Genomic DNA, 15215 nt, shown 5'->3' on the forward strand with positions numbered 1-15215 from the left:
TAATAGGAACAGGAACAGTTGCATTTAGTGATTTAAGTTATACAGATATAATGAGTAAAGGAACATGGTATTCTGATGTTTTAGGAACATTAAATAATGGAACAAAAGTAAATATAATTGGACAAAATGACAATTGGTTTGAAATAGAAAATGGAAAAGGAACAGCATGGATACCAAAAAATAGATTAAGCACATCACTAGGACATACTGTAATAGGAACAGGAACAGTTGCATTTAGTGATTTAAGTTATACAGATATAATGAGCAAAGGAACATGGTATTCAAGCTTAGCAGGAACATTAAATAATGGAACAAAAGTAAACATAATTGGACAAAACGACAATTGGTTTGAAATAGAAAATGGAAAAGGAACAGCATGGATACCGAAAAATAGGTTAAGCACATCACTAGGACATACTGTAATAGGAACAGGAACAGTTGCATTTAATGATTTAAGTTATACAGATATAATGAACGAAGGAACATGGTATTCAAGTTTAGCGGGAACATTAAATAATGGAACAAAGATAAATATAATTGGACAAAATGAAAATTGGTATGAAATAGAAAATGGAAATGGAACAGCATGGATACCAAAAAATAGAGTAAGTAGATAAAAAAAGTGATCTTTAAGATCACTTTTTTTATATGTAGAAATATAAAAGTGCGATTTAAAAAGATTAATTTTAAAAAGAGGAATAAGAAGGTTTAGGTGGGAAAAAATAAGAGTAAAAAAGAGAAATATTTCATATAAAATTTTAAAAATTTTCCGTTGTAGTTAATAAAAAATTAGTATGATGAAAGATATGTTAGATTTTATAATACGTTGGGAGAATTAATAATAATGAAGAATAAAAAAGTTTCTATGTTAATTGCAGCTAGTGCAGCTGCCGCAACTATGCTAGTAGCAACACCTTCCACTAGTAGTTTTGCTACTACTATAAAACATGAAAAAAATACAAAGTCAGAGAATACAAATACTGAAAATCAAAATAGTACATTGAAAAATGGACAAGTTAATAATATAAATAAATTAGTGAAAAATGAACAAGTTAAGAATGTAAATCAATCAGCTAGTAAAAAAACAGCAGTAACTAAATCAACAAAAAGTTTGAAAAAGGTAGAATTAGCACAAGTAAATTTATTTACTGGGAAAGTTGTTAAATTACCAAAAGAAACAGAAAGAGCACAAGCAACGGGTTTTTCTGTTAATTTTAATGGGTCAAATCATATAACGTACTACAATAATCAAAATGTTAATCCAGATATGGTACAAACTGAGTTTCATTCTAAGACACAAGAACAATTATATAACTATTTGATGAACCCTAATAATAGATGGGTAGCAGAAAATGAGGCAATTGGGTTACATGGAGGAGATACAGCAAATGATTGTGTATTTTTTGTATCGTCAGCACTTAGAGCTATAGGAATTAATATTCCGGATAATATAGGATATACAACAAATTTGATGAATGAACTTCAAAATTTAGGCTGGGAAAGAGAAACAAATTTAAGTACTCTTGAACCAGGAGATATATGTTTTGCATCAACAGCACATACTTATGTATTTATGGGATGGGCAAACAAGGCAGAGGGAGTTGCATGGGTTGCAGATAATCAATTTAGTTGGTTTGGAACAAATTTTCATCCAAGATCGCAAGCAAGTGTACCAAACGTAGATGTTAGTCCAACAACATGTTACTATAGACTTCCAGGAAATTATTCAGTAGTAGGAAATACATCACAAGTAAATATGCCTGTAAATTATGATTACAGTGTAGGAACAGTTAATGCGCAAGGATTAAATGTTAGACAAGAGCCAGCATTAGATTCTAGTGTTTTAACATGTTTAAATTATGGACAAAGAGTACAAATTTTAAGTCAAGATGGAAATTGGCTTAAAATAAATTATAATGGGCAACCTGCATATGTATGGGCGAGTTATGTAACAGGAACTACTCCAACAGTGAAGAAACCTTACGAAGGAAATTATAATGTTATAAGTACAGGTACTGTTAATTTTGATGGTGGAGCTTATACAGATGTAATGAGTGGTGGAACATGGTATTCAAATGTTAGAGGAACATTAAATAATGGTACAAAAGTATCAATAATAAATCAAAATGCTAATTGGTATCAAATAGAATATAAAGATGGTACAGCATGGATTCCAAAGGATAGATTACAAACAAACTTATCATATAAAGTTATAGGAACAGGAAAAGTTGATTTTAATAGTTTAAGTTATACAGATGTAATGAGCGAAGGAACATGGTATTCAAATATCGTAGGTACATTAAATAATGGGACAAGTATAAACATAATTGGTCAAAATGCAGATTGGTATAAGATAGAATATAATAATGGAGTGGCATGGATACCAAAAAATAGAGTTGAATCAGGTTTAAATGATAAAGTTATAGGGACAGGGAAAATTGATTTTAATGATTTAAGTTATACAGATGTAATGAGTGAGGGAACATGGTATTCAACTATTGTAGGAGCATTAAATAATGGAAGTAATGTAAAAATTATTTCGCAAAATGCAGATTGGTATCAGATTGAATATAACAATGGAACTGCGTGGGTATTAAAAAGTAGAGTTAACACGAGCTTAAATGATAATTATAAAGTAATAAGTACTGGACAAGTGAATTTTTTAAGTGGAAATTATACAGATATAATGAGTGAGGGAACGTGGTATTCAACTGTTTTAGGAACAATAAATAATGGAACTAATATAAAAATAATTGGTGAAAATACAGATTGGTATAAAATAGAATATAATAATGGAACTGCATGGATACCAAAAAATAGAGTAAATACTAATGTAAATAGAAAAATTATAGAGAAGGCACAAATAAACTTCCTAAGTGGAAACTATACGGATATAATGAGTGCTGGAACATGGTATTCAGACGTTGCGGGAACATTAAATAATGGAACTAATATAAACATAGTTGGAGAAAATGGAAATTGGTTTGAAATTGAATATAATAATGGTTTAGCATGGGTTCCAAAGGCAAGAGTAAATACTAATGTAAATAGAAAAGTTATTCAAACAGGATATGTTAACTTTTTAAGTGGTGGCTATACAGATATAATGAGTGAAGGAACATGGTACTCAAATGTAGCAGGAACGCTAAATAATGGAACTAAAATAAATGTAGTTGGAGAAAATACAAATTGGTTTGAAATAGAATATGGAAATGGATTAGTATGGATACCAAAAAATAGAGTTCATATAAATAGAAAGATTATAGAAAAAGGGCAAGTGAACTTTTTAAGCGGAAATTACACAGATATAATGAGTGAAGGAACATGGTACTCAAATGTAGCGGGAACATTAAATAATGGAACTAATGTAAATATAGTTGCAGAAAATGGTAGTTGGCTTGAAATAGAGTATCAAAATGGATTAGTATGGATTCCAAAAGCGAGAGTAAATACTAATATAGATAGAACTGTAATTCAAACGGGATATGTTAATTTCTTAGGTGGAAGTTATACAGATATAATGAGTGCTGGAACATGGTATTCAGATGTTGCGGGAACATTAAATAATGAAACAAAAGTTAATATAGTTTCGCAAAAAAATAATTGGTATGAAATAGAATACGGAAATGGAACTGTATGGATACCTACAAATAGAGTAAATACTTTACATGATACTGTTTTAGGAACAGGAACTGTAGATTTTAGTGGTGGAAGCTATACAGATGTAATGAGTGCTGGAACATGGTACTCAACAGTAGTGGGAACATTAAATAATGGAACTAATATAAATATAGTTGGTGAAAGTGGAAATTGGTATAAAATAGAGACTGGAAATACAAATGTATGGATACCTAAAGATAGAGTAAATACTGATTATGGAAAACCATCAATAAAAACAGCATATATTAATTTTAATGGTGGAAATTTCACCGATATAATGAATGGACCAACTTGGGATACAAGTTTGGCAGGAACATTAAATAATGGTACTCAAGTTTCTGTAATTGGTGAAAATGGAGCTTGGTATCAGATTAAATATGGAAATGGAAGCGCATGGGTTCTAAAGGATAGAGTTGGAACGAGTCAATATAATTATGGAAATGCTGTTTATAGTGAAACTATGAATCAATATATTGCAGATGAATTACAAGAATATATTGATTGTGTTGGGGGCGGATTAAGTAATTCTCAATTAGACAGTATAACAAATCAACTAGCAGGTGCAATAAATCCTCAAAATGCAGCTACAGATTTAGAATTCTTAAGAATAGATCAATTTAGAAATGTAAACTTTAATGCTGTACAAAATCTTTTAAATGGAAAAGGTGTATTCTCAGGACAAGCAGCGGCATTTATAGGAGCTGCAAAACAATATAATTTAGATCCAGTTTACTTGATGTCTCAATCAGCACTAGAAACAGGATGGGGAACTAGTAATTTTGCACAAGGAATAACAATAACACAAATAGCGAATGAAAATGAACCAATATATGAAAATGGTGTGTTAGTTGGATATCAAATGATTAATTTACCAGCACCAGTTACTGTATATGATTTATTTGGAATAGGTGCATATAATGCAAGTGCATATTTCCCAAATAAAACAACAATATTAGCGACAACTTATGCATATAATCATGGATGGACAAATGTATCAAATGCTATATATGGAGCAGCAGCATTCCTTTCAAATAACTATGTGCATAACCCAGATATTGCTCAGAATACGCCATATGAAATTAGATATATTGATGCACCAGCAGATGATATTTGGCATCAATATGCAACAGATATAACGTATGCAGAGCAAATTGCAGGACTTATGTCTCAAAATAAAGACTTATATTCAGAAGGTGATGTATTTAATTTTGCGGTACCACAATTCCAAGGACAACAAGGAGTAGCAAGCTTTGCAGTGGAACCAAATGCAGAAATAAAAAGTGAACCAAAAGAAGGTAAGGAAAATGTAGTTAAAAATCTGAAAAAGGGAAGTAAAGTTGTAGTAACTGGAGAAAAAGGAAATTGGTACAAAGTCAATTATGGAGAAGGTACAGGTTGGGTTAAAAAGGATAAAATAAAAAAAGAAAAATAGGTATAGAAAATTAAAAATATATAAAAACTATAGATAGCCCTCTAGGCAAAGGGCTAGGGTTTAGCTTTTGGAGGTAGCAAATATGCTATCTCCTTTTTATAATAATTATATTGAAAGTTTAAAAAGAGAATAGAGAAATTTTAAAATCAAAACAGACATATAATTGGATTGCAATATTTATATAAATTAGGTTTACCTTATTAAGGTAAGCCTTTTTATTTTGGAAATTAGAAGGGAATAGATAAATATATATTATAAAACAACTAAATAAATGGAAAAATAAATTAAAAGGTTTAGAATGGAAAAATCTAATCTAAAAGAAATTACATATATTATATGATTTAAATAATAATATAATTCGTACATATACGAATTATAAAATAAATTAAAGGTATAATGTTGACTAAAATTGAAAGGAGTGTTATTCTGAAATTACCAAGGGATAATATGGAAAATTAAAAGATTGAGATAAAACTTTAATATTACTGGAGGGAACAAAATGGCTTTAATTAAAACTATATTCGTTGAAAAAAAAGAAGGATTTAATGTTGAGAGTAATTTATTACTTGAAGATTTTAAAGAGAACTTAGGAATTGAAAATTTAGAAGAAGTAAGAGTAATAAATAAATATATTATAGGAGAGATAAAAGAAGAAGATTATAAAAAGAGTTTAAAAACAATATTTTCAGAATTACCTGTAGATAATATTTATGAAAAAAATCTTGAAATAGGAAAAGATGAAAAGGCTTTTGCAGTTGAATTTTTGCCAGGGCAATATGACCAAAGAGCAGATTCAGCATCTGAATGCTTAATGCTTTTAACAAGTGGAGAAAAAATAGAAGTTAAATCTAGTAAAATTATAATTTTAAATGGAAATATAACTGATGATGAACTTATAAAAATAAAAAAGTATTATATTAATCCAGTAGACTCAAGAGAAGTAGATATTAATAATAAAGATTTAATAAATGAATATAGAGAGCCGAAAAATGTAGAAGTACTTAATGGATTTAGAAATAAAAACTTAAAAGAATTAGAATACTTTCATAAAGAATTAGGACTTGCTATGACAGTAGAAGATTTAAATATGATTAGAGAGTATTTTATTTTAGAAGAGAGAGAACCAAGCATTACTGAAATAAAAGTAATAGATACTTATTGGTCGGATCATTGTAGACATACGACTTTTTTAACTACTGTAAAAGAAGTCCAAATAGAGGAAGGAAAATATAATGTTCCTGTAAAAAAAGCTTATGAAGCTTATATAAAATCAAGGGATTTTGTTTATGGAGAAAATACTGATAGAAAAATAAATCTTATGGATATGGCTGTAATTTGTATGAAAGAATTAAGAAAAAGAGGTTATGCAGAAGATTTAGATATATCAGATGAAATAAATGCATGTTCAATAAATGTAAATGTTGAGACAGAAGATGGTGTGGAAGAATATTTATTAATGTTTAAAAATGAAACACATAATCATCCAACAGAAATTGAACCTTTTGGTGGAGCTGCTACATGTTTAGGTGGAGCTATTAGAGATCCATTATCAGGAAGAACTTATGTATATGGAGCTATGAGAGTCACAGGTTCGGGAGATCCTACAGTTTCAGTAGAAGAAACACTAGGAGGAAAACTTCCACAAAGAAAGATAACTTTAGGAGCAGCACATGGATATAGTTCTTATGGAAATCAAATAGGACTTGCAACAGGACAAGTTGATGAAATATATCATGAAAATTATAGAGCAAAAAGAATGGAAGTTGGAGCAGTTATAGCAGCTGCACCAAAAGAAAATGTGCTTAGAGAAGAGCCAAGTTTAGGCGATAAGATTATTTTATTAGGTGGGAAAACAGGAAGGGATGGAATTGGTGGTGCAACTGGTTCATCTAAAGAACATACAGAGGATTCAATAAATGAATGTGGGGCTGAAGTTCAAAAAGGAAATCCACCTACTGAAAGAAAAATACAACGATTATTTAGAAATAAAGAAGTTACTAAAATGATAAAAAGGTGTAATGATTTTGGAGCAGGTGGAGTTTCAGTAGCAATTGGAGAACTTTGTAGAGGATTAGATATAGATTTAGATAAAGTTCCTAAAAAATATGAAGGATTAGATGGAACTGAAATTGCTATTTCTGAATCTCAAGAAAGAATGGCAGTAGTTATTGAAAAGGAAAATGTAGAAAAGTTTATAGAACTTTCTAAAAAAGAAAATTTAGAAGCAGTAGTTGTAGCTACAGTAACTGATACAGATAGATTAAGAATGTTCTGGAGAAAAGATAAAATAGTTGATATAAGCAGAAATTTCCTAGATACAAATGGAGTAACTGGAGAAATTGATGTTAAAGTTATAAATCCTTTAAAATATCCTTTTATAAAAGGGAATGAAAATATAAAAGAAGAGTGGATAAAAATTTTAAATAATTTAAATGTTTGTGATAAAAAAGGATTAATTGAAAGATTTGATTCAACTATAGGAAGTAGAACAGTTTTAATGCCTCTTGGAGGAAAGTATTCAAAAACTCCAGCAGAAGGTATGGCATTTAAAATACCAGTGAAAAAAGGTGAGTCAAAAGATGCATCAATAATGACGTATGGATTTAATCCAGAGCTTGGAATGTGGAGTCCATTTCATATGGCTTATTATGCAGTAATTGAATCAATAACTAAGTTTGCTTGCTTAGGTGGAGATTATAAAACTGCAAGGTTAACTTTTCAAGAATATTTTGAAAGACTTGGAGATAAAAAAGAGAAATGGGGAAAACCTTTTGCAGCACTTTTAGGAGCTTATAAAGCTCAAATGGATTTGAAAATTCCTGCAATTGGAGGAAAAGATTCTATGTCGGGAAGCTTTAAAGATTTAGATGTTCCTCCAACACTTGTTTCTTTTGCAGTAGGAATGGTAAAAGCTAAGGATGTAGTTTCACCAGAATTTAAGAAAAGTGGGTCTAAGGTAGTCTTAGTAGAAACAGAAGAGTTAGAAGATAAAACTATTAATATGGAGTTATTTAAAAGTAATTTAGAAGCTTTAAATAAATCAATAAAAGATGGAAAAGTTTTAAGTGCATGTTCAATTAAATTTGGTGGAATAGCAGAAGCTTTAAGTAAGATGTGCATTGGAAATAATATTGGAATAGAGATAAAAGAATTGAATAATGAAGAATTGTTTGGATTTAAATATGGAAGCTTTATTTTAGAAGTTGAGGAAGATGCAGAATTAAATGGACTTAACTTTAGAGAAATAGGAAGAACTACAGATGAGACTTTTATAAGTTCAAAAGAAATGAATTTAAATCTTTCTTTAGAAGAAATAAATAAAGAATATGAAAAAAGACTTGAGAAAGTATTTAAATCAAAAACAGAAAAAGCTTCGAAAACAATAGAAACGAAATTTTATGAGGGTATAGGCAAAACTTCTCCAATGATTAAGGTAGTAAAACCTAAAATTGTAATACCAGTATTCCCAGGAACAAACTGTGAGTATGATTGCAAAGCAGCGTTTGAAAAAGTTGGTGGGGAAGTTAAAGAAGTGATTTTAAGAAACTATAATAAAGAAGCATTATTAGATTCAATAGAGGTTCTTAAAAAAGAAATTCAAAAATCGCAAATAATAATGTTACCAGGAGGATTCTCAGCAGGAGATGAACCAGATGGATCAGCAAAATTTATAGTAAATGTTCTTAGAAATGAAGAAATAAAAGATGCAGTAACGGAACTTTTAAATAATAGAGATGGATTAATGCTCGGAATTTGTAATGGCTTCCAAGCGTTAATGAAATTAGGACTTTTACCTTATGGAGAAATCTGTGATATAGAAGAAGATATGGGTACACTTACTTACAATAATATAAATAGACATATGTCAGCTATGGTAAGAACTAAAGTTGTATCTAAAAAATCAGCATGGCTTAATGAAGTGACTCTAGGGGATATACATTCAGTTCCAATTTCACATGGAGAAGGAAAGTTTGTAGCACCAGAAGCACTATTAAAGAAACTTTCAGAAAATGGACAAGTTGCCACTCAATATGTAGATTTTGATGGAAATATTTCAATGGATATGCCATTTAATCCTAATGGTTCAACTTTAGGAATTGAAGGAATTACAAGTCCTGATGGAAGAATATTTGGTAAGATGGCTCATTCAGAAAGAATTGGAGAAAATTTATATAAAAATATGGATGGAAACTTTGATCAAGGCTTATTTAAATCGGGAGTTAATTATTTTAAATAAATCATTTTAAGAGGAGAGTGTAAATATGAAAGTAGCAATATTTTTTGGTAGTAAATCAGATGTTGAGGTGATGAAGGGAGCGGCAAATGCTTTAAAAGAATTTGGTGTAGAGTATAAAGCTTTTATTCTTTCAGCACATAGAGTTCCAGAAAAACTAGAGGAAACAGTAAAAAAGATTGAAAAAGAAGGCTATGAAGTAATTATAGCAGGAGCAGGACTTGCAGCACATCTTCCAGGTGTTATAGCATCACAAACAGTTTTACCAGTAATTGGAGTTCCAGTGAAAGCTGCAATAGGAGGAATAGATTCATTATTATCTATAGTACAAATGCCAAAATCAATCCCAGTTGCAACAGTTGGAATAAATAATAGTTATAATGCTGGTATGCTTGCATTACAAATGCTTTCATTAAAATATCCAGAGATAAAAGATAAACTTGTAGATTTTAGAAAAAATATGAAGAGAAAGTTTATTGAAGAGAACGGAGAAGGAGTGGAATTATAATGGTAAACATGTATGAAAAACTTTATGAAGGAAAAGCAAAACAAATTTTTAGAACTGATGATGAGGATAAAGTAATTGTTCATTATAAAGATGATGCAACAGCATTTAATGGAGAAAAAAAAGCTCAAATTAGAGATAAAGGTATATTAAATAATGAAATTACTTCTATGATTTTTGAAATGCTAAATGAAAATGGAATAAAAACTCACTTTATCCAAAAGCTAAATGAAAGAGATCAACTATGTAAGAGAGTAGAAATAGTTCCTTTAGAAGTAATAGTTAGAAATGTAGCAGCAGGAAGTATGTCAAAAAGATTAGGACTTGAAGAAGGATTTAAATTAAAAACTACAGTTTTTGAATTATCATATAAAGATGACTCATTAGGAGATCCACTTATAAATGATTATCATGCAGTAGGAATTGGAGCAACAACTTTTGATGAGCTTAAAGAAATATATGAGATGACAGCAAAAATAAATGATTTATTAAAAGAATTCTTTAAAAAGCAAAATATAGATTTAATAGATTTTAAAATAGAATTTGGAAGACTTCCAAATGGGGAAGTTATTTTAGCTGATGAAATTTCACCAGATACATGTAGATTTTGGGATTCAACAACGGGTGAAAAATTAGATAAAGATAGATTTAGAAGAGATATGGGAAATGTTCAAGATGCATATAAGGAAATATTAAAAAGAATTAAAGGATAAAAGGAGAAGGCTATGGTAAATTCATCAATTCAATTTATGGACCCTGCAAATGATAAGTTTAAAGATGAATGTGGAGTATTTGGAATCTACGTAAATGAACCAGTAGATGTAGCATCCATTAGTTACTATGGCCTTTATGCACTTCAGCATAGAGGTCAAGAAAGTACTGGGATTGCAGTTTCAAATGGAAAAGAAATTAAGATTCATAAGGGACTTGGAATAATAACAGAAGCATTTAAAAATGAAGATTTAGAAAGATTAAGAGAAGGGAATGGGCATATAGGAATAGGACATGTAAGATATTCTACAGCAGGTGCTAAAACTATAGAAAATTCACAACCTCTTTTAACTAATACAAAACTTGGGCCAATATCTGTAGCGCATAATGGAAATCTTGTAAATGCAGATGTTATAAGAGAACTTTTAGAAGATGGGGGACATGTATTTCATACTTCAGTAGATTCAGAGGTTTTAATTTCATTAATTGCAAGAGGAGCAAAACGTGGAATAGAGAGAGCAGTAGTGAATGCAATTTCAGCTGTTAGAGGTTCTTTTGCAATGGTAATGATGACCAGTAATAAATTAATGGGAATAAGAGATCCCCATGGAATTCGACCTCTTTGTCTTGGGAAAATTAATGAGGGATATATTTTAGCTTCTGAAAGCTGTGCAATAGATGCAGTTGGAGGAGAATTTATTCGTGATATAGAACCAGGAGAAATTGTAGTTATAGATGAAAATGGAATTAAATCTATAAGATATTCAGAAAATACAACATGTCAAACGTGTTCATTTGAATATATTTATTTTGCAAGACCGGATTCAGTTATAGATGGATTAGATGTTCATGAGACTAGAGTTAATCAAGGAAAACAATTATATGAAGAAAATAAGATTGAAGCAGATTTAGTTGTAGCAGTTCCGGATTCAGGAATACCAGCAGCAATGGGATATGCAAAAGCTTCAGGAATTCCATATGAAACAGGATTTATAAAAAATAGATATGTAGCGAGAACATTTATATCACCTTCACAAGAATTGAGAGAAAGAGCTGTAGCTGTAAAACTTAATCCTTTAAAGGTAAATGTAAATGGAAAGAGAGTTATATTAATTGATGACTCCATAGTTAGAGGAACTACATCAAAGCATTTAGTTGAATCTTTAAGACGTGCAGGAGCTAAAGAAGTACATTTCTTAGTAGCCTCACCAATTGTTAAATTCCCATGTTACTTTGGAATTGATACACCATATAGAAGTGAACTTATAGGGGCAAACAGAACAGTTGAAAATATAAGGGAAACAATAGGAAGTGATACTTTAGGGTATTTAAGTATGGAAGGTATGTATAAAAGTTTTGAAGGAAGAAGAAATTTCTGTGTAGGATGTTTTAATGGAGTATATCCAGTTTCAGCACCAATGGAAAAACTAAATGATAATCTTGAGGAGGAAAATATATTATGTTAACTTACAAGGAATCAGGAGTAAATATAGAAGAAGGATATAAATCAGTTAAACTTATTCAAGATTATGCTAAAAAAACATTAAGTGAATATGTTTTAAATGGATTAGGATCATTTGGTGGAATGGTTGAACTTCCAGAAGGATATAAAAAACCTGTTTTAGTTTCAGGGACAGATGGAGTTGGGACAAAGCTCCAAATAGCTTGTAAAAAAGGAAAGTATGATACGGTAGGAATTGATTGTGTTGCTATGTGTGTAAATGATATTTTATGTCATGGAGCAAAACCATTATTTTTCTTAGATTATATAGCATGTGGAAAGCTTCAAGCAGAAGTTTCAGCAGATTTAGTTAAAGGAGTTTCTGATGGATGTATGCAATCAGACTGTTCTTTAATTGGAGGAGAAACAGCTGAAATGCCTGGTTTTTATAAAGAAGGAGATTATGATATTGCAGGGTTTGCAGTAGGAATTGTTGATAAAGATAAAATTATTACAGGGAAAAATATAGAAGAAGGAAATATTTTAATTGGAATAGCTTCCTCAGGAATTCATTCTAATGGATATTCTTTAGTAAGAAAATTATTTGAAGATTTAGATAGAGATTTTAATGGAAAAGAAATTTATAAAACTCTTTTAGAGCCAACTAAGATTTATGTAAAACCAGTATTAGAGCTTTTAGAAAAGTTTGATATAAAAGGAATGGCACATATAACAGGTGGAGGATTTATAGAAAATGTTCCAAGAATGTTTAACGGACAAGAACTTACAGCTGTAATAAATAAAGAAAGCTATCCTATGCCAGAAATCTTTTTAGAAATAGAAAAGTTAGGTGTAAATAGAGAGCATATGTATAATACATTTAATATGGGAATTGGATTTGTATTATGTATAGATAAAAATGATAAAGAAGCAGCTTTAAGAGAACTTATAGCTATGGGCGAAAAGGCATATGAAATTGGATATATAACTTCTGGAGGTGAAGGCATTTGTTTAAAATAGCAGTGCTTGCATCAGGAAGTGGTTCAAATCTTCAATCTATTATAGATGAAATAAATACTGGAAATTTGAAAGTAGAGATTGAATATGTAATTGGAAGTAAAGAAGGAATATATGCGTTAGAAAGAGCTAAAAAAGAAGGCATAAAAACTTTAGTAATAAGTAAAAAAGAATATAAAGATACTTCAGAAAAAATATATAAAGTACTGAAAGGGAAGGTTGATTTAATAGTTTTAGCAGGATATCTTTCAATCCTTGATGGAGAAATATTGAAAGAATTTAAAGATAAAATTATTAATATACATCCATCTTTAATACCAGCCTTTTGTGGGCCTAAAATGTATGGGGTAAATGTTCATAAAAGTGTAATTGAAAAAGGTGTTAAATATTCAGGGTGTACAGTGCATTTTGTAAATGAAGAAGTTGATGGTGGGGCTATAATACTTCAGGATATAGTAAATGTAGATTATAAAGATACGTATGAAACTTTACAAAAAAAAGTTTTAGAAAAAGAACATAGAAATCTTCCTTTAGCAATTAAGCTTATAAGTGAAGAAAAGATAGAGGTTAAGGAAAATAAGGTGAAAATTAAAGAAGAGGTGTGTTTATGAAAAAGAGAGCTTTAATTAGTGTATTTAAAAAAGATGGAGTTTTAGAACTTGCTAAATTTTTAGAAGATAGAGATATAGAGATAATATCTACTGGAGGAACATTTAAATATTTAAAAGAAAATGGAATAAACGTTATTGAAGTTGAAAAAATAACTAATTTTCCTGAAATGTTAGATGGAAGAGTAAAAACTCTTCATCCACTTATACATGCTGGGGTTCTTGCAATAAGAGATAATAAAGAGCATATGGATACATTAAAAGAAAGAGATATAAACACAATAGATTATGTAATAGTTAATCTTTATCCATTTTTTGAGAAGGTTCGTGAAGACTTAGAATTTGATGAAAAAGTAGAATTTATAGATATTGGTGGACCAACGATGCTTAGAGCAGCTGCTAAAAACTTTAAAGATGTAGTAGTTATTTCAGATGCTAATGATTATGGAAGAGTAATAGAAGAAATAAAAGAAAATGGAGAAGTTTCTTTAAGATTCAAAAAAGTCTTAGCAGGGAAAGTTTTTAATCTTATGGGAGCTTATGATAGTGCAATTTCAAATTTTCTATTAGAAGGTGAAGAAGAATATCCAGAATATCTTTCAGTTTCATATAAGAAGAAACAAAACTTAAGATATGGAGAAAATCCACACCAAAGTGCAGCTTATTATGGGGATTTAGAATTAGATGGGGCTATGAATAGTTTTGAAATTCTAAATGGTAAAGAACTATCATATAACAATTTAAAAGATGTTGATATTGCATGGAAAGTATGTAATGAGTTTGAAGAAGTTGCTTGTTGCGCATTAAAACATAATACACCTTGTGGAGTAGCAATTGGTGATTCAAGTTTTGAAGTTTATAAAAAAGCTCATGATGCAGATCCAATATCAATTTTTGGAGGAATTGTAGCTGTAAATAGAGAAATAGATGTAGAAACAGCAGAAGAGATGAGTAAAATTTTCTTGGAAGCTGTAATAGCACCAAGCTATACGAAAGAAGCTTTAGAAATTTTTAGAAAGAAAAAGAATTTAAGAGTTTTAGAATGTAAAGTAAAACCAAATGCTAAAAAGTATATGGTTACTATTGATGGTGGAATACTTGTTCAAGAAGAAGATTTGAAGTTAAAAGATAAATTAGAAGTGGTAACAGAAAAGACACCTACTGAAAAAGAGCTTAGAGATATGGAATTTGGAATGAAGGTAGTTAAATATGTTAAATCAAATGCTATAGTTGCAATTAAAGATGGTGTAGCTACTGGAATTGGTGGTGGACAAGTTAATAGAATTTGGGCTACTACAGAAGCATTAGAAAGATCAAAAAATGCAGATGTTATTGCATCAGATGCATTCTTCCCTTTTAGAGATTGTGTTGATGAAATTGCTAAATATGGAATTAAAGCTATAGTTCAGCCAGGTGGTTCTATAAGAGATGAAGAATCTATAAAAGCATGTAATGAACATGGAATTTCTATGGTATTTACGGGGATAAGACATTTTAAACATTAATTAGTTAGCTTCTTAAAATATATAAATAAATTTAGAATTCAGATGGGATCAATCTCACCTGAATTTTAATTATTTAGAAAAATTAAGGATATAAAATAAGAA

At 29.9% G+C, this 15215-nt stretch carries 9 protein-coding genes; all 9 read left to right on the forward strand.

The genetic code is table 11. The features are described from left to right. Positions 1-617, forward strand: a 617-nt coding sequence (locus Q0W06_RS06040; RefSeq protein WP_297632762.1) for an SH3 domain-containing protein, incomplete at its 5' end; no start/stop codon positions are given. Between the two features lie 227 nt (positions 618-844). Beyond that, positions 845-5092 carry an SH3 domain-containing protein gene (locus Q0W06_RS06045; protein ID WP_297632765.1) on the forward strand — a complete coding sequence of 1416 codons (4248 nt, stop codon included), beginning with the start codon at positions 845-847 and terminating at the stop codon, positions 5090-5092. 499 nt (positions 5093-5591) lie between these two features. Beyond that, the gene (locus Q0W06_RS06050) at positions 5592-9329 is read left to right on the forward strand and encodes a phosphoribosylformylglycinamidine synthase (protein WP_297632768.1); all 3738 of its coding nucleotides are present in this window, start codon (positions 5592-5594) and stop codon (positions 9327-9329) included. A gap of 25 nt (positions 9330-9354) precedes the next feature. Beyond that, positions 9355-9834 carry a 5-(carboxyamino)imidazole ribonucleotide mutase gene (purE, locus tag Q0W06_RS06055; protein WP_297632770.1) on the forward strand — a complete coding sequence of 160 codons (480 nt, stop codon included), beginning with the start codon at positions 9355-9357 and terminating at the stop codon, positions 9832-9834. Beyond that, complete coding sequence (purC, locus tag Q0W06_RS06060) at positions 9834-10544, forward strand: phosphoribosylaminoimidazolesuccinocarboxamide synthase (RefSeq protein ID WP_297632773.1); 711 nt, start codon at positions 9834-9836, stop codon at positions 10542-10544. The genes purE and purC overlap by 1 nt, the downstream gene beginning before the upstream one ends. Positions 10545-10556: 12 nt before the next feature. After that, entirely contained in the window at positions 10557-12008 is a 1452-nt protein-coding gene (purF, locus tag Q0W06_RS06065; protein WP_297632777.1) for an amidophosphoribosyltransferase, read from the forward strand. Then, on the forward strand, positions 12002-13003 hold the full coding sequence (gene purM, locus Q0W06_RS06070) for a phosphoribosylformylglycinamidine cyclo-ligase (RefSeq protein WP_297632780.1): 1002 nt from the start codon (positions 12002-12004) through the stop codon (positions 13001-13003). Before purF ends, purM begins: the two co-directional genes overlap by 7 nt. Further along, positions 12991-13611 (forward strand): phosphoribosylglycinamide formyltransferase, encoded by a 621-nt coding sequence (gene purN, locus Q0W06_RS06075; RefSeq protein WP_297632783.1) that lies wholly within the window; start codon positions 12991-12993, stop codon positions 13609-13611. The genes purM and purN overlap by 13 nt, the downstream gene beginning before the upstream one ends. Continuing rightward, entirely contained in the window at positions 13608-15113 is a 1506-nt protein-coding gene (gene purH, locus Q0W06_RS06080; protein WP_297632786.1) for a bifunctional phosphoribosylaminoimidazolecarboxamide formyltransferase/IMP cyclohydrolase, read from the forward strand. Before purN ends, purH begins: the two co-directional genes overlap by 4 nt. The last annotated feature ends 102 nt before the right edge of the window (positions 15114-15215 follow it).

The organism is uncultured Clostridium sp., assembly GCF_947072515.1.
GTDB lineage: Bacteria > Bacillota > Clostridia > Clostridiales > Clostridiaceae > Clostridium.

Coding starts and splice junctions, on each gene's coding strand:
- purF (WP_297632777.1), top strand. CDS start 10,557: ATGGTAAATTCATCAATTCAATTTATGGACCCTGCAAATGATAAGTTT.
- purH (WP_297632786.1), top strand. CDS start 13,608: ATGAAAAAGAGAGCTTTAATTAGTGTATTTAAAAAAGATGGAGTTTTA.
- Q0W06_RS06050 (WP_297632768.1), top strand. CDS start 5,592: ATGGCTTTAATTAAAACTATATTCGTTGAAAAAAAAGAAGGATTTAAT.
- Q0W06_RS06045 (WP_297632765.1), top strand. CDS start 845: ATGAAGAATAAAAAAGTTTCTATGTTAATTGCAGCTAGTGCAGCTGCC.
- purC (WP_297632773.1), top strand. CDS start 9,834: ATGGTAAACATGTATGAAAAACTTTATGAAGGAAAAGCAAAACAAATT.
- purM (WP_297632780.1), top strand. CDS start 12,002: ATGTTAACTTACAAGGAATCAGGAGTAAATATAGAAGAAGGATATAAA.
- purE (WP_297632770.1), top strand. CDS start 9,355: ATGAAAGTAGCAATATTTTTTGGTAGTAAATCAGATGTTGAGGTGATG.